The sequence below is a fragment of the Pseudomonas sp. LAM2023 genome (genome assembly GCF_016620375.1).
Classification (GTDB): Bacteria; Pseudomonadota; Gammaproteobacteria; order Pseudomonadales; family Pseudomonadaceae; genus Aquipseudomonas; species Aquipseudomonas anuradhapurensis.
Window position 1 is genome coordinate 1 of record NZ_JAENHV010000037.1, and the last position, 15,462, is coordinate 15,462.

At 64.1% G+C, this 15,462-nt stretch carries 17 protein-coding genes and 1 pseudogene; 6 read left to right on the forward strand and 12 right to left on the reverse strand.

Annotated features, from left to right (window positions below; translation table 11 throughout):
• Window positions 1-38 precede the first annotated feature (38 nt).
• The gene (locus JKP78_RS24305; protein ID WP_200627945.1) at window positions 39-368 is read left to right on the forward strand and encodes a hypothetical protein; all 330 of its coding nucleotides are present in this window, start codon (window positions 39-41) and stop codon (window positions 366-368) included.
• Between the two features lie 25 nt (window positions 369-393).
• Window positions 394-644 (forward strand): annotated as a pseudogene (locus JKP78_RS25210) (hypothetical protein); the annotation flags it as partial.
• 59 nt (window positions 645-703) lie between these two features.
• On the opposite strand, the gene JKP78_RS24315 reads toward JKP78_RS25210, so the two are convergent.
• The 5 genes from JKP78_RS24315 to JKP78_RS24335 all read right to left on the reverse strand — a co-directional run bounded on the left by JKP78_RS24315 (window position 704) and on the right by JKP78_RS24335 (window position 5,789).
• Window positions 704-1,084, reverse strand: coding sequence for an NUDIX domain-containing protein (locus JKP78_RS24315; RefSeq protein ID WP_200627946.1), 381 nt, complete (start codon window positions 1,082-1,084; stop codon window positions 704-706).
• A gap of 99 nt (window positions 1,085-1,183) precedes the next feature.
• The gene (locus tag JKP78_RS24320; protein WP_200627947.1) at window positions 1,184-2,938 is read right to left on the reverse strand and encodes an OPT family oligopeptide transporter; all 1,755 of its coding nucleotides are present in this window, start codon (window positions 2,936-2,938) and stop codon (window positions 1,184-1,186) included.
• A gap of 101 nt (window positions 2,939-3,039) precedes the next feature.
• Window positions 3,040-3,810 carry an SDR family NAD(P)-dependent oxidoreductase gene (locus tag JKP78_RS24325; RefSeq protein ID WP_200627948.1) on the reverse strand — a complete coding sequence of 257 codons (771 nt, stop codon included), beginning with the start codon at window positions 3,808-3,810 and terminating at the stop codon, window positions 3,040-3,042.
• Entirely contained in the window at window positions 3,807-4,772 is a 966-nt protein-coding gene (locus JKP78_RS24330; protein ID WP_200627949.1) for a 5'-nucleotidase, read from the reverse strand. The genes JKP78_RS24325 and JKP78_RS24330 overlap by 4 nt, the downstream gene beginning before the upstream one ends.
• Window positions 4,773-4,865: 93 nt before the next feature.
• The gene (locus tag JKP78_RS24335) at window positions 4,866-5,789 is read right to left on the reverse strand and encodes a LysR family transcriptional regulator (protein ID WP_200627950.1); all 924 of its coding nucleotides are present in this window, start codon (window positions 5,787-5,789) and stop codon (window positions 4,866-4,868) included.
• A 94-nt stretch (window positions 5,790-5,883) separates the two neighbouring features.
• On the opposite strand from JKP78_RS24335, the gene JKP78_RS24340 reads away from it, so the two are divergent.
• The gene (locus JKP78_RS24340) at window positions 5,884-7,059 is read left to right on the forward strand and encodes an MFS transporter (protein ID WP_186689870.1); all 1,176 of its coding nucleotides are present in this window, start codon (window positions 5,884-5,886) and stop codon (window positions 7,057-7,059) included.
• A gap of 48 nt (window positions 7,060-7,107) precedes the next feature.
• Here JKP78_RS24340 and JKP78_RS24345 read toward each other — a convergent pair whose 3' ends face one another.
• Complete coding sequence (locus JKP78_RS24345) at window positions 7,108-7,731, reverse strand: glutathione S-transferase family protein (protein WP_186689872.1); 624 nt, start codon at window positions 7,729-7,731, stop codon at window positions 7,108-7,110.
• Window positions 7,732-7,889: 158 nt separating this feature from the next.
• Here JKP78_RS24345 and JKP78_RS24350 point away from each other — a divergent pair, with 158 nt between their 5' ends.
• Window positions 7,890-8,627 carry a hypothetical protein gene (locus tag JKP78_RS24350; protein ID WP_186689874.1) on the forward strand — a complete coding sequence of 246 codons (738 nt, stop codon included), beginning with the start codon at window positions 7,890-7,892 and terminating at the stop codon, window positions 8,625-8,627.
• 35 nt (window positions 8,628-8,662) lie between these two features.
• Here JKP78_RS24350 and JKP78_RS24355 read toward each other — a convergent pair whose 3' ends face one another.
• The 3 genes from JKP78_RS24355 to JKP78_RS24365 form a co-directional block, all read right to left on the reverse strand.
• A complete protein-coding gene (locus JKP78_RS24355) occupies window positions 8,663-9,205 on the reverse strand; it encodes a WYL domain-containing protein (RefSeq protein WP_186689876.1) in 543 nt (180 codons plus the stop codon).
• A 171-nt stretch (window positions 9,206-9,376) separates the two neighbouring features.
• On the reverse strand, window positions 9,377-9,772 hold the full coding sequence (locus JKP78_RS24360; protein WP_186689878.1) for a hypothetical protein: 396 nt from the start codon (window positions 9,770-9,772) through the stop codon (window positions 9,377-9,379).
• Between the two features lie 80 nt (window positions 9,773-9,852).
• Window positions 9,853-11,277 (reverse strand): aminotransferase-like domain-containing protein, encoded by a 1,425-nt coding sequence (locus JKP78_RS24365; RefSeq protein ID WP_186689880.1) that lies wholly within the window; start codon window positions 11,275-11,277, stop codon window positions 9,853-9,855.
• Between the two features lie 326 nt (window positions 11,278-11,603).
• Here JKP78_RS24365 and JKP78_RS24370 point away from each other — a divergent pair, with 326 nt between their 5' ends.
• Window positions 11,604-13,013 (forward strand): amino acid permease, encoded by a 1,410-nt coding sequence (locus JKP78_RS24370; protein WP_200627951.1) that lies wholly within the window; start codon window positions 11,604-11,606, stop codon window positions 13,011-13,013.
• Window positions 13,014-13,016: 3 nt separating this feature from the next.
• Here the strand turns inward: JKP78_RS24370 and JKP78_RS24375 are convergent, their stop codons facing one another.
• Complete coding sequence (locus JKP78_RS24375) at window positions 13,017-13,190, reverse strand: hypothetical protein (RefSeq protein WP_186689884.1); 174 nt, start codon at window positions 13,188-13,190, stop codon at window positions 13,017-13,019.
• Window positions 13,191-13,280: 90 nt separating this feature from the next.
• On the opposite strand from JKP78_RS24375, the gene tam reads away from it, so the two are divergent.
• Window positions 13,281-14,057 (forward strand): trans-aconitate 2-methyltransferase, encoded by a 777-nt coding sequence (gene tam / locus JKP78_RS24380; protein WP_170029428.1) that lies wholly within the window; start codon window positions 13,281-13,283, stop codon window positions 14,055-14,057.
• On the opposite strand, the gene JKP78_RS24385 is transcribed toward tam, so the two are convergent.
• Window positions 14,047-14,418, reverse strand: coding sequence for a DUF2784 domain-containing protein (locus JKP78_RS24385; RefSeq protein WP_186689888.1), 372 nt, complete (start codon window positions 14,416-14,418; stop codon window positions 14,047-14,049). The two genes, tam and JKP78_RS24385, sit on opposite strands and share 11 nt — an antisense overlap.
• A 55-nt stretch (window positions 14,419-14,473) precedes the next feature.
• Entirely contained in the window at window positions 14,474-15,343 is an 870-nt protein-coding gene (locus tag JKP78_RS24390; RefSeq protein WP_186689890.1) for a LysR substrate-binding domain-containing protein, read from the reverse strand.
• Between the last annotated feature and the right edge of the window lie 119 nt (window positions 15,344-15,462).

The following is a 15,462-nucleotide window of genomic DNA, read 5'->3' on the forward strand; positions in this document are numbered from 1 at the left end:
CCGGTTGCTGGGTTGTCTAAAGTAGAAAGGAGGCTGTAATGATTAATGATTATCCGGTTTGGGATATTGATGTATTAGTGGCTTCGTATGAAAGTGCTCCGGATTGGCAGGAGAGTATTAAAATTGCAATGGAAAACCTATTTGTCTTCCTTGAGAGTAATGAGCTTATAAAGTGTCGTGTTACTGACGGAAATGGACATGTAGTGAAGCGCGTCATAATGAAAAGTGAGCTTGCCGAAGAAGGAAATAAGCTTGTCGAAGGGCCTAAGAGTGCAGTGCATAGATGGGCTAGGTCAAAAAAAATTATTAATGATCCTACCAATCTCAGTTTGCTAGAAAAAGGATTAGCTGAGATAAGAAAAGTGTAATGATTGAGAGTGGCGCGCAGCTAGGTACGACACCCGTCTTGGTCACTTGGCTTATCGGTTCGGCCCGGTTGGCCGCTTGCTGCAAGCCACCAGTCGCCTCGCGTCGAGACCTTTGCCTTCGACCCGGCCGGCAACCTGCTGGACGACAAGGCCCAGGAGCTGAATCGCCCGCTGGAAAGCGACCCGCGGCGCAACAAGCTGATGGACAACCTGCTGCGTGAACACGCCGGGACCCACTACCAGTACGACGAACCCGGCAACCTGATCCATCGCCTATTCCGCCGGATATGAAAATTTTCGAGAAGGCATTGGTAGAAATCAGCGCCTGAGTGCCCTCACGCTCTGCTACCGACGCAGCCCTCGCGCCTGAGCAATTCGAGGTCCTTCGGCTTTACTGACGCCTGGTTCAGTTCATCGCCGCTGAACCAGCGGCATTCCACGATCTCGTGCGAGGGATGCGGCGTCATCCCGGGCGACACCGTCATTCGATAAAGCCAGTGTTCTTCGGCCTCGAATACGTGGTGGCCGAGGAACTGCGCATCGAGCATTTCCAGGCTCGTTTCTTGGTGCAATTCCCGCCGCGCTGCGTCGAGCTGGGTTTCCCCGGGATCGATCTTGCCCCCAGGCAATGACCATTCACCGGTCGCCTTGCGCACCAGCAGGACCTTGCCGGCTTGCAAGCAAATGAGGGTCGAGTGTCGTTCCTTGCTGGTCATCTGCAGTACCTCCTGCAGAGAAGGCCGCAAACGGGCAGGCAAAGTTCCGACGCAACGCCAGAAGGGCACGGCAGCGCAGTGGCCGCGCGCTGCCAACCGCTACAGCGCCCGTACCATCTCCCAGAACGATGCGCCTACCCCGGTGATGCTTTCCCCGGCAATCAGCCCGGCTGCGGCGGTGATCGCAAACCGCTCGGTAACGCTCGGCCACCGGCAACCGACCAGCCAGGTGAGCAGCGCGCCGAGCCCCATCATCATGCTGATCGACGCCGGCAGTATGAACGCCAGCCCCAGCGCGGCGGTACTCGGCAGCCAGCGCGCTGCCCGATGCGGCAGCAGGCTGTCGAGGGCACCCAGCAGCACGCCTGCCGCGCTACCGGCCAGGATTGCCCAACGCAGCGCCGGCGACAGCGCCCCCAGCCCCTGCGTCAAGGTCTGGGCCACGGCCTTCCAGGTTGCCACGGCGGGTGCAGGCCATTGCTCGCTGAGCAGTTGTGCCTGCGGATCGGGAATCAGCATTCGATACACCAGCACGGCCACCACGCTGCCGATGACGATGCCGAGACACTGCGCAATGAGTTGCCGATGCGGTGTTGCGCCGATCGCCTGGCCAACCTTGAAGTCGTTCATCAGGTCGGTGGATTGCCCGGCCGCGCCGCCGGCCGTATTGGCGCTCATCAGGTTGATCGCCACCTGGCCCGGGGCGACCAGGCCGAAGCCGAGCTGCGACAGCTTGCCGATGGCACCGATCGGCGCAATGCCAGTGGCACCCACCACGCGCGCGGCGACCACGGCAAGGCACACTGCCAGGGGGATGCTCAGCAACGCCATCCACCAGTCGATGCCAAACAGCAACGCTTGTAGCGCTACCACCAGGACAATGGACAACAGCAGCCCGGCAGCCGGCGTCAGGGAAAACCCCGTTTGCGTGCGCGATGCCCGGGCCGGCCGGTCGGCGGGCCTGTGCCGGGGCATTTGCAACAGGCGAACCGCCAGCGATGTCAGGGTCGCGCACACCATCAGGCTGACCCCCGGCCACAGCAGCCATTCCACCAGCGCCGCGAACTGCGGGCCGCTGGCGTTCGGCGCCAGCACCACCCGCGCATGCTCGATCAGCCACGGTGCCAGCCCGCCCCAGGCCAGTGCGGCACCGAGCAGCAACGTCAGGCCCACGCGGATGCCGATGATGCCACCGAAACCGACCAGCATCAGCGAAGGGTCGAGGGTGAAGGTCAGGCGCTCGAGCACTGGCGTGGGGGCCCAGCGCGGTATCGTCCAGACGAAGCCGTCGATCCACTTCACCAGCCCCGACAGCAACGCGGCACTGCAGAGTACCTTGATCCGCAGCATGGCTTCGTGGCCTTGCTGGTAGATCTGTTGCAGGGTCTCCAGCGTCGCCATGCCCTCCGGGAATTTCAGGCCATGGTCAGCGAGCAAGGTGGGGCGCAGGTACCAGGCGATCCAGATGCCGAGGAAACTTACCGAGAACACCCAGGCCATCATCGGCAGCGGGTCCAACTGGTGACCGGTGAGCAGGGTATAGGCAGGGATCGGCGCCACCAGCCCGCCGGAAACGATGGACGCGGCGGCCGAGGCCACGGTCTGGTTGATGTTGCTTTCGTGCAGCGTCCACGCCGGCCGGCCCTTGCCGCGCCCTGGCAGGCTCTGCCACACGGCGAAGCCGACCAGCAAGGCGATGATCGACATGTTGAATGACCAGCCGATCCTGAGGCCCGCGTACACATTCGAGGGCGTGAGCAGGATGCCCAGCGCGATGCCGGTGAGTACCGCGCGCAGGCTCAGTTCACGCTCGACGCGCGCCAGGGGCAGGGCAGTGGAGGGGGCATGTCCCATGGCAATCCTTTGTCGGTGAGGCGAGCGCGCTTTGCACAACTGAGCCCCGCTTGCCGCAAAGGTTCACTGGCGCTTGCGGTTGCGCCAGCGCCAGCCTTCGCTCACCACTCGATGCGCTGGCCATCCCAGCCCCAGAAGCTGCCACTCTCGGCCGGCCCAAGCCGCCCCACCAGCTCGATCAGGCACTGTGCGGCAAACGCCGGGCTAAACAGTTTGCCCGCCGGCACGTTGCCTTGAAACGGCCGCGACAGCCGGGTATCGGTGGTGCCCGGATGCACGGCCAGTACGGTAGCGTCCGGGTTCAGGCGTTTCAGCTCGATGCTGGCCGTGTGCAGCAACTGGTTCAATGCTGCCTTGCTGGCGCGGTAGCTGTACCAGCCACCCAGCCGGTTGTCGCTGATCGAGCCGACCCGCGCCGACAGTGCCGCGAACGTGGCGGGCTGCCGGCGCAGCAGCGGCAGCAGGTGCTTGAGCAACAGCACCGGCGCGAACGCGTTGGTGGCGAAGCTGGCCTGCAGGCCGGCCAGGTCCAGTTGCGCCAGTGACTTTTCTGCCTTGCTGCCTTCCTGATGGAGAATGCCCAGGGTACTGATCACCAGGTGCAGGTGCTCGCAGCCGTGGCCCACCTGGCGTGCCAGGGCCGCAAGCGCCTGCTCGTCGCGGGCATCGCAATCCACCAGCGCCACTCGCCCAGCGTGCTGCCTGGCCAGGGCCAGCAGCGCATCATTGCTGCTGGCCTGACGCGACACGGCCCAGACCTGGCGCACATCGTCGCGCGCCAGCAACGCCGTGCACAGGGCCAGGCCGATGCCTTGGCTGGCGCCGCACAGCAGTACATTGGCCTGGCCCGCCAGCCCGGGGATGAGCTTCATGCAACACCTTCCGGCGGCGCGACTGGCGCGGAAAGTACCTTGTTCGCCACGCCGAACGGCACATGCACCATCGGCAGATTGCCTGCCGACGACTGCAGGTGGCTGCGCTGGTCATCGAAGAACACATGCGGCTTGAGGATCGACAACACCCGGGGTTTCTCCATTCCGCCGAGGAAGAAACATTCATCCGGCGATACGCCCCAATTCTTCAAGGTGGTCACCACCCGCTCATGCGAAGGTGCGTTGCGTGCCGTGACGATGGCAATGCGCAAGATCCGTTTGTAGCTTGGGTCTTCGGCCAGTTTCCGGTCTTCCAGCATACGTATCAGCGAAAGCTTGCGGTACAGGTCGGCCAGCGGCCCCGGCGCGTGCGGGGTGGCCATGTGCAGGCGCTCATGCTGCTGGAAGTCGTCCAGGCTGTTGTCACGCTTGTACACGCTCTCCGCTTCATCGTCGGCGATCACCCCGTCGAAGTCGAAGGCCACCCGCAACTCGGTGTCGATCTCGTCATCGTAGATGCGCGTCGGCAGCACCCGCCCGGCGGGGTAGTTGGCATCGATCGCCTTCTGCACGTCTTCCTCGTTGGCGCTGAGAAACAGTGAGGCATTGAACGCCGGAATGTATTCGTAAGGCGAGCGGCCAGACATGAACGCCGCGCGGGTGATGTCCAACTGGTAGTGGTCGATCGAGCGAAACACCCGCAGGCCGGTTTCCGGCGAATTGCGCGACAGCAGCACCACTTCCACCGGCAACTGCTCGGGGAACGCCTGGTTGATGCTGAGGAAGCGCCGGATGAACGGGAACGCCACGCCCTTGGGCAAGGGTTCGTCCAGGTTCTGCTGCTGGTGCTGGCGGTAGGCCTCGACGCCCTGGGCCTGGTAGATGTCGTCCGAGACGCTGAGGTCGAACAGCGCACTCGAAGCCACGCCGATGACCAGCTTCTGTTCGATGGGGTAGGGCATGAAGCGACTCCTGAGCCTGTGCTGAAGGCAAGTGTACCCTGTGGGCGCGGATTCACCCGCCAAGGATCCTTTTGCGAGGTGCGCGCGAGGCTGCTAGCCAAGCCTGGCGATGTCGGCAGGCCCAGTGTTGTGAAGCTGTTCGACCAGAAAGTCGACGAACACCCGCACCCGCGCCGGCATTGCCGGGCCACCGACGAATACGGCATGGATCGGCTCGCGGTCACCCGGATTGTAGGCTTCCAGCAACGGTACCAGGCGCCCGCTGGCGAGGTCGTCGGCGACGGTGAAGGTACCGATGCGGGCAATCCCGGCGCCGAGCGTGGCCAATTGCGCCAGGGCTTCGCCACTGCTGCATTCGAGGTTGCCGCTGACCTTCAGCGCAAAGACCTGGCCGTCACGCTGGAACGGCCAGTCCGGCGCGGCACGGCGGAAGTTGAAACGCAGGCAGTTGTGCCGGGCCAGGTCCTCCGGCACCAGGGGCGTGCCACAGCGTTGCAGGTAGTCAGGGGAGGCCACGATGACCTGGCCGGTTTCGCCGATGGCACGGGCGCTCAACGAGCTGTCCGGCAGCGGGCCGAAGCGTAGCGCCACGTCGGCTTGGCCGCCGGTGATGTCGGCTATTTCGTCGCTGAGGGTAAGGTCGACCAGCACCTGCGGGTAGCGCGCGCTGAACGCTGCCAGCAGCGGGACCACGGTCAGCCGGCCATGCCCTAGCGCAGCGCTGACCCGCAAGCGCCCGCGTGGCACGCCCTGGTCGGTAATGGCTTGTTCCACTTCGTCCAGGTCGGCCAGCACCCGCCGTGCGCCGCGCAGGTACGCCTCGCCTTCAGGGGTGAGGGTGATCGCCCGGGTGGTGCGCAGCAGCAGGCGGGTGCCCAGGCGCTGTTCGGTACGGGCCAGGATGCGGCTGACCGCCGAAGGCGTCAGGCCCAGCGCCCGCGCGGCGGCGGACAGGCTGCCCGCATGCGCCACCTTGGCGAATATTTCCATCTCTCCGGATCGTCCGCTGAAATCCATTTGTGCCTCATCAGCAAAGGTGGTTCGCAAAAATGCAGTCTAGTGCAGCGTGATGGTGGATCGTAGCATTTGCGGCACAGATAAGGAGTTTGCCATGCGTATCAATCCACCTCTTGTCGCGCTCGCCATCGGTGCCTTCGGCATTGGCGTCACCGAGTTCGCGCCCATGGGCATGTTGCCCAGTATCGCCACCGACCTTGGCGTCTCGATCCCGGCTGCGGGGCTGCTGGTCAGTGCCTATGCCATCGGTGTGCTGATCGGCGCACCGCTGATGACCCTGGCCACGGTGAAAGTCCCGCGGCGTTACCTGCTGATCGGGCTGATGGCGATCTTCACCCTCGGCAACCTGCTGTCAGCCCTGGCCGACGACTACGCCAGCCTGCTGGTCGCGCGGGTGGTTACCTCGCTCAACCACGGCGCCTTCTTTGGCATCGGCTCGATCGTTGCAGCCAGCGTGGTGCCGCCCGACAAGCGCGCTGGGGCGGTGGCGGCAATGTTCATGGGCCTGACCCTGGCCACCATCGGTGGCGTGCCGCTGGCGACCTGGTTCGGTGAACTGCTCGGTTGGCGTACGGCATTCTGGGGCATCGCCGGGCTCGGCCTGGTGGCCATGACCAGCCTCTGGTACGCGCTGCCCAACGTGCCGTCGCCCAAGGGTGACGGGGCCATGGCCGAGCTTCGCGTGCTCGGGCGCGGGCCGGTGCTGGCGGCGTTGCTGCTGACCGTGGTGGGTTCCAGTGCGATGTTCACGGTGTTCACCTACATCGCGCCGATCCTGCAGCGCGAGGCGGCCGCGTCTACCACGTTCGTGACAGCCATGCTGGTGCTGTTCGGCGTTGGCCTGACCTTGGGCAATGTGTGGGGCGGCAAGGCGGCGGACCGTTCGGTCGATCGCACCTTGATCGTGTCACTGGCCACCCTGATCGCGGTACTGCTGGTGTTTCCGCTGGTGCTGGGCTGGTCGCTGCCGACGGCATTGGCGATCCTGGTCTGGGGCGCAGCCAGCTTCGCCCTGGTGCCACCGCTGCAGATGCGTGTGATGGAAGCGGCCAAGGATGCGCCCAACCTGGCCTCGGCGGTGAACATCGGTGCGTTCAACCTGGGCAATGCGATTGGCGCGGCGCTGGGTGGGGCGGTCATCAATGCCGGGCTGGGCTATCCGGCGATTGCCCTGGCGGGGGCTGCGACGGCAGCGCTCGGGTTGTTGATGGTGCTGATGTTTGCCTGGCGTGGGCGGGTGCAGGCGTTGGCGGGGCAGGCAGCCGCGTAAGGCGTCGGGGCCGCTTTGCGGCCCTTCGCGGGCATCAACCGGTGATTGTCATGGCGTACCGTTGCGGCCATGCAGGTGATAGGCCGGGCGCTCGCTCAGGCGCTCGTAGTAATCGCGCACGGCCGGCAGGTGGGGGTGCTCCAATGGCGTTTCAAACCAGCGGTTCACCGACAGGCCGATGGGGATGTCGGCCAGGGTGAACTGGCTGCCGGCCACATAGGCACCGGTACTGGCCAGCTGGCCGTCGAGGATGCGCATGTAGCGCGCCCAGTCCGCGCAACCGGCGGCCAGGGCCTGCGGGTCCTGGTGGGCCGGCGAGTGTCTGACCAGCGACATGAACGCGTAGCTCCAGGATCGGTTGAGGTCCGAGGCCTGCCAGTCGATCCACTGGTCGATCCTGGCTCGGGCCTGCGCCTCGCTGGGGTAGAACGCCGTAGCGCCGTAGCGGGTGGCCAGGTAGCGGATGATGCTGTTGGATTCCCACAGGGTGAAGTCGCCATCCTGGATCACCGGGACCATGGCGTTGGGGTTCAGCGCGAGGAACTCGGCACTGTCGGTGGGCTGGAAGCCGGTACCCCAGTCTTCGCGCTCGTACGCCACCTCGAACTCGGCGCACGCCCACAGGACTTTTCGTACATTGATCGATGAGGCTCTGCCCAATATCCGCAACATGCTATTCGTCCTTGTGTGGGGAAGTTTGATCGTCCGCCACTGCCGTGGCCTGGTCAAGCGGCAGGCACAGGCAACCGGGTCAGGCTTGCCTGAGGGGCGCGAACTTGGCACCCTTGGCCGGTTTGCATCGTTGGTATCACCACAGAAGGAAGTACGCATTGAGCTGGGACAAGGTGGGGAAACTCCTCGTGGCCGTGCTGATCGGCCTGATGGTCCTGTTGGCCGCTTATGGGTTGCTCCGCGGCAGCCCGCGCCTGGAGGCCTCGCTGACCTACGCCTACCTCACTTATCCCAGCCAGTTCAGCGAGCGCATCAGCAAGGCCAGCGAGCAGCTCAAGTACGAGCAATTGCAAGGCCGTATCAATACCATCAGCGAAGGCGGGCTGAGCCACGACCAGGTCGAGCGGCTGGTCGAGATGGCCCAGGCACCCTATACCCAGCTGTTTGCCAAACCTTTCGAGGCCGGGCTGGTCGACCACCGTACCGGCTTGCTCATCGAGCTGCGCAATAGCGGTGACGCGCCGGTGCGCCAGGTGAAAATTCGTCTGCCGGCCAAGGGCCTGGTGCAGGTGCGCGACGCGGCTGGCAACGACACCATCGTCGAGGCCGCTACTGCCCAGGTGGAAATCCCGGCCATAGAGCCTGCTGGCGCGTGCAAGGTATGGGTGTATTTCGATGCGGACTACACGCAGATCCGCCAGGGCGGGATCAGCATCAGCCATGCCGACGGCGAGGCTGACGTGCAGGTCTACCGTGAAGTCATCGGCTTCCCGGCCTGGGTGGCGCGCTACAGCCGCGAACTGATGGCGCTACTGGGCGTGCTGGCCCTCAGTGTGCTGGGCCTGGGGTATGCCTGCCTGGCGCGTCGTAACCTGCGTCAGGCGCAACCTCTCTAGACACTGGTGGTGGGCTGATGACGGTTGCCTGCCGCTCAACCACCGCTGTCGTGCAGCACCAGGCTTTGCCGCAACTGCTCGAGCATGGCCAGGCGCAGAGCCTGCGGCGCTTGTACGCGGATAGAGCCAGCCTGGGACAACAGCCAGCCCATCAGGGCGCGGCTGTCGTCGACCGTGGCCACCAGTGTGGCGCCGCCATCCGCGTGCGCGGTCAGTTGCATGTCCGTGGCCAGTGGCTGCGCTTGCAGGCGCCGGGCCAGCCCGTCGTCGACCCAGGCGTGCAGTTCGATCTGTTCCGGGGGCGCCAGCACGTCAGGTTGCAGTTGCTGTGCTTCGCCCAGGCTCAGGCCGGGTTGCCAATACCAGCCGTACGGCATGCCTTTGCTGTTGCAGCGCAGCGGGAACAGTGCCGCAAGCTCGACCAGGTCGCGCTCGACGGTGCGTTTGCTGGTGCTATAGCCCACGGTTTTCAAGGCGGCCTGCAACTGGGTGGAGCTCATCCCCGGGTGGCGGCCGGGTAGCAGCTTGAGCAGTTGCCACTGGCGGGCGATGGTGTGGCGGGTCGGGTGGCTGGGCAAAAGGTTCGTCCTTGAAAGCAGGTTTGCAGCTTGCCTGGGTGGTGGCGTTTAGCTATCGCCAGCATACCTTTTCAGAGGATAGGATCCAAGTTTGGCGCGTCAGGCGGTCGGGGATCACCACCTGGGGGCCTTGCATGCGCGCGCCAAGCGGCGGTTGATTTGCGCGTCCGGCTAATCCACCAAGAGCAACGCGTTGGCGTATTTTTCCTGATCCGGTGTAAAGGTGGTCAGCATTCCGGTATGACGACAGGTGAGGGTCAGCTCGGTTCGCGTATCGATGTACAGGTCTTCGCCACGGAGGCCCTGCCATTGCGCCAGGTATTTGAAAGAGCCATATTTCATCGGCTTTTTCAGCACCCGATCATGCCCGCCTTTCCAACCAAGCACCGGCAGCGCGCCATCGATACAGCACCGGGCAATTTCTGGCTGGTTCACAGCCCGCTCACGGCCAATTTCCCAACAGCGGATCAAGCCTTCATCGGGGCCTTTCCAGGCCTGTTCCCAGGTAATCGAAGGGCGGATGGGATGATGTATCGGGCGGTGAATGACGCCGGTGGTGCGATCCATGACCTGAGGTTGTCCGTAATATCCAGTTGGGCTGGATGCTACTAATTGGCCACTATTGTGTCCAGTGTCTCCCAGGCTCCCTACATCCCACCCCGCCGCACGTGCTTCACCAACACCTTCTCCAACAACTCCCACATCGCAGGATCGGTACTGAACGCCACGTTGAAGCGCATCCACCCGGTGGCCTTGGCATCGACCATGAACAGCTGCCCAGGCCCGAGCATGATGCCTTTCTCCAGCGCGTCATCCAGCAACGCCGCACTGTCCGGAATCGCCGGGTGCCGGGTCCAGATGTACATGCCCTCATCCGATTCGATGAACAACTCGAAGCCCAACCGGTGCAGATGCCGGCCAACTTCCTGGTGCGCCTCGGCCAGGCGCTGGCGCAGGCGCTTGAGGTGCTTGCGCCAGCGCCCGTCGATGATGGCGGCGTAGACCACGCGTTCCATCACCTGCGAGGTGGTCAGGCCCGAGCGCATCTTCAGGTGCAGCAGCTTCTGCATCAGTTCGGGGTTGGCCAACAGGTAGCCGACCCGCACGTTCGGCGAAATGCTCTTCGAGTAGCTGCCCACGTAGACCACCTGCTGCAGGTGATCGAGGCTGGCCAGGCAGGGCTGTGGTTCGGCGATCATGTCGGCGTACAGGTTGTTTTCCACAAGGCGGAAGCCGTGCTGGCTGGCCAGTTGCAGCAGGCGGTGCAGTTGCGGCAGCGGGGTACGCGAGCAGGTCGGGCTGTGCAGGTGTGGCTGGGTGAAGAAGGCCGTCGGGCGGTGGTGGGTGAGCAACTGCTCCAGGTGGTTCAGGTCGTAGCCGGCCGGTGTGCGTGGCACGCCGACCAGGGTCGCGCCCTGGGTGCGCAGGATGCTCATCAGGTTGGGGTAGCCAGGGTCGTCCACCAGCACCACGTCACCCGGGCGCACCAGCGTGCGCGCTGCCAGGTCCAGGGCCTGGCTGGCACCATGGGTGAGCATCAGTTGCGCCGGGTTGGCGACGATCGACAGTTCCTGCTGCAGGTTCTGCGCGGTCAACGCGCGCAGTTCCAGCAGGCCCATGGGGTCGCCATAGCCCGACAGCTCCAGCGGGCTGCCGGCCACCTGGCGCAGGCCGCGGCGCAGGCCGTCTTCGTACATCCAGTCGTTGGGCAGCCAGCCGCACCCCGGTTTGTACGGCAACTGGCGGATTTCGAAGATCTGCTGCAGGTACCACTCGGAGTTGAACGTTGGTCGACTTGTGTCAGCCTCGGCGTTATGCGGGTCCAGCAGCTCGCCCGCCGCACGGTTGACAAAAAACCCGGCATTGCCCCGGCTCACCAGCAAACCTTGGGCGACCAGGCGATCGTAGGCTTCGACCACGGTGAAGGTACTAACCGAGTAGGTCGCGGCAAAGGCGCGAATGGACGGGACCTTGGCGCCTGGCTTGAGGGTCTGGTTGTCGATCAACTCGCGCAGCCCGTCGATGATCTGGTTGACCAGCGGCGTGGAGGAGTCTGGATGTAATTGCAGCATTCGGGACCTTCAGGGTGTGAAACGCCAGGCGCTTGCGCGGTGTACTGCATTGGCGGCCTGTACAGTGCAGTGCGAGTTTCATGCCACTGTGCATGGTTCTCTGCGCCGGACATTTTTACATTAGGTGTCAGATATCGCCACATAAAGCATGTTCAGTTCGCCCCAGGCGTCAGCCCTGGGGCGCGTCAGCAGGCCGCCATGGAAGGCCTGCGTGTGTTCGTCGCACACCATCCTGCCCGCATTAGCACTGATGTACAGGTGAAACCGCCAGCCATCGGGGTTTCACAGTTTTCCTTGGATAAAAAGAAGCACGGGGTACACAACTGATGGACGCAACATCTACAACCACCACCGCGAAAAGCGGGCACGAGAGCAAACTCAGTGCCTCGCTCAAGTCGCGCCACCTGACGATGATGTCGATCGCCGGGGTTATCGGCGGCGCCTTGTTCGTCGGCTCCGGCAGCGTGATCCACAGCGCCGGCCCAGCCGCTGTCCTGGCCTACCTGGCAGGCGGCATCCTGGTGGTACTGATCATGCGCATGCTGGGTGAAATGGCGACGTCCTCGCCGGACACCGGTTCGTTCTCCACCTACGCCGACCGCGCCATCGGCCGTTGGGCCGGTTTCACCATCGGCTGGCTGTACTGGTGGTACTGGGTCATCCTCATGGCCTGGGAAGCCTATGTGGCGGGCAAGATCCTGCATGGTTTCTTCCCCGACGTCAGCGTCAACGTGTTCGTGCTGGCCACGACCCTGTTGCTGATCACCGTCAACTTCTTCAACGTCAAGCACTACGGTGAGTTCGAGTTCTGGTTCGCCCTGATCAAGGTGATCGCGATCGTCTGCTTCCTGATCGTGTGTACCGCGGCGGTGCTGAACATCTGGCAGTTTGGTGAAGTGCGCGGCATCAGCCACCTCACTGCCGAAGGCTTCATGCCCAATGGCATCACCACCGTGATTGGTGCCTTGCTCGGGGTGATGTTCGCCTTCCTCGGCGCGGAAATCGTCACCATCGCCGCAGCCGAAGCCAAGGACCCGGCTACGCAGATCGTCAAGGCGACCAACTCGGTGGTCTGGCGGGTGTGCCTGTTCTATGTCGGCTCGATCTTCCTGATCGTCTGCCTGGTACCGTGGAACGACCCGCAGCTGGGCGTTTCCGGTTATGGTGCCTATCGCCGTACCCTGGAACTGCTGGGCGTGCCGTACGCCGAGCTGCTGATGAACTTCGTCGTGCTGACCTCGGTGAGCAGCTGCCTGATCTCGGGCCACTACACCGCTTCGCGCATGCTGTTCTCCCTGGCCCAGCGTGGCGACGCGCCGTCGTTCTTCAAAATTACCCGCGCCGGTACCGGTGTACCGGTGTACGCGATCATGGGTTCGTGCGCGGTGGCCATCGTCTGCGCGCTGATCAACTTCAGCGAGACCCTGCGCCCGAAGGACGTGCTGGAAACCCTGATGAACACCACCGGCATGATCGCCCTTTTGGTGTACCTGGTGATTGCCTTCTCGCAACTGCGCATGCGCCGCAAGCTGATCGCCGAAGGCAAGGAAGTACGCCTGAAGATGTGGTTGTTCCCATGGCTGACCTACCTGGTGATCGCCTTCATCGTCGCCGCCCTGGTGACCATGGCCTTCATGCCTGACTACCAGATCCTGGTCATCTCCACCGGCATCGCTGCGGCGATCGTGGTGGCGATGGGCGTGGTGCACCAGATTCGTTCTGGCAAACAACACTAAGCGTCATTCGTTGCGCGAAACGGCCGGCTCCCTTGGGGACCCGGCCGTTTCGCGTTGTTGGCCATGGTGTTTTTCCGCTGGCATGTGAAAACGCTGGTTCATCCACGGTGAGCCGAGCAGGGCGGCGGTGGCGATCAGGGCCAGGATGGCAAGGGCCAGATAAGTCTTCATGCGCATGCAAGGAATGACCTGCAACCAGGTCAGCCGGTTCCGCTCGCCCGCAGATCGCAATATGCTGCCTCCATTACTCGCCAGAAGGAGTTGCCCATGGCCTGGTCTGCCAACCAGTATTCGCTGTTCGAAGACGAGCGCACCCGCGCCGTGCGCGACCTGCTCGGTGCCGTGCCGCCACGCCCGGTGCGCCACGCTACCGACCTGGGCTGCGGCCCCGGCAATTCCACCGAGGTGCTGCTGCAACGTTACCCGGACGCCCAGGTGACCGCGCTGGACAGCGACCCGGACATGATCGACAAGGCCCGCGAACGCAAGCGGCTGTGTATCCCCAGGGTGCGCACGCTGGTTGCCGACATCGCCGGCTGGTCCGCCGCCGAACCCCAGGACTTGATCCTGGCCAATGCCTCGCTGCAATGGCTCCCAGACCATGCCTCACTGTACCCGCACCTGGTGCGCCAGCTGAGCGAAGGCGCCAGCCTGGCGGTGCAGACCCCGGACAACCTGGACGAACCGGCCCACCGGCAATTGCGCGAGATCGCCAGCCAAGGCCCCTGGGCAGCCAAATTTGCCGATTTCCAGCTGCCGCCGCGGCACAACGCGGCGTTCTACTACGACCTGCTCAGCCCGTTGTGCGCGCGCGTGGATGTGTGGCGCACCACCTATCACCACCCATTGATGGGCGGTGCCGAAGCGGTGGTGGAATGGTTCAAGGGCTCGGCGCTCAGGCCTTATCTGGCCAAGCTCGATGAACAGGAGCAGGCCGACTTCCTGCAGATGTACCTGCAGGCCATGCAGCGCGACTACCCGCCGGCCAGCGATGGCAAGGTGCTGTTGCCGTTCCCGCGCCTGTTCGTGGTTGCTACCCGCTAGGGTGGCGCCAGCGCCAAGCCACGCAAGCGTAGACGCCGAGGTTGAGCAGCAGCGCGACACTGCCCAGCACCAGCTGGGCGGTCGGCGTCAGGCCGGCGGGATAGATCAGCGGCCAGAGGTAATGGTCGATGAAGCCGCCCGGATAACCTGCGTCACCGGCGGCATTGCGCAGCCGGTTTTCCCAGGTGGTCAACGGGCAGCCCAGGTGCAGGTATTCCACCGCCAGGCCCCAGGCCAGGGCCGGCAGGTGCAGCAGCAAAGCGGGGCGCCAGCGCAGCACCAGCAGGCCACCGAACAGCACCAGCAGGATGAAGGCGAGGTGCAGCAGCACCAGGGTGTCGGCGGCGAGGCGCAAGAGCATGGGGTGAGTGCCGAAGGAGGGGGTTATCCCAGCATAGTCGGGTCGCCAGTGCAGCTTACAGCGCTTGTTCAACCATCTGCAGGAAGGTCGCCACCACCCGCCGCGTGCGTTGCTCGCTCAGGCACACCAAGGTCTCGGTCAGGTACCGCTGGCAATCGACGATCGGCAACGCACACACGCGCGCATCCGCGCCAAACTCCGCCGCCGACACCACCCCCACGCCAATCCCCACCACCACCGCTTCACGGGCGGCTTCCCGGCCCTCCACCTGGATCGCCGGGCGAATCCGCAAGCCGGCTCGCTGCATCTCTTCTTCCAGCGTCTGCCGCGTCACCGAGCCGGGTTCGCGCAGTACCAGCGGCATATCGTCCAGGTCCGCCAGCCTGATCGAGCCACGGCTGGCCCACGGGTGCTGGTGCGCGACGAACGCCACCATCGGGTCGCGGCGCAGCGGCAGGCAATGCAGGCGCTCGTCGTCGACGTCCCGGCCCAGCAAGGCCAGGTCGGCCTGGTAACTGAACAGCCGGGCCAGCGATTCATCGGTGTTGCCGGTCTCGATCTTCACCTGGATACCCGGGTAGCGCTGGCAGAAGCGGGCGATCTGCGGCAGCACGTGCACCGGCGCATCCACCGCCAGCACCAGGCTGCCGGTGTGCAGGGCGCGCGAGTCCTGCAGCAGTTCATGCGCCTCGGCCTCGCAGGCGAACAGGCGCTGGCTGATGCCCAGCAGGCGCTCACCCAGGTCGGTGAGTTGCACCGAGCGCTTGTTGCGGTGGAACAGCAGCACGCCAAAGCGTTCCTCCAGCTTGCGCACCTGGTCGGATACTGCCGGCTGGGTAAGAAACAGCTTTTCTGCCGCGCGGGTGAAGCTGCCGTGCATGGCTACGGCGTGGAAAGCCTTGAGTTGCGCGTGGGAAACCGACATGACTACCTCAGTAACAAGCCTGGCTTATGTGTGTAATACGATAAATCGATTTTATTTATCAGTCAGCAGCTGTTTCCATACGTTTCAGCCCGACGCAGGTACCACAAGTGCCGCCAGGG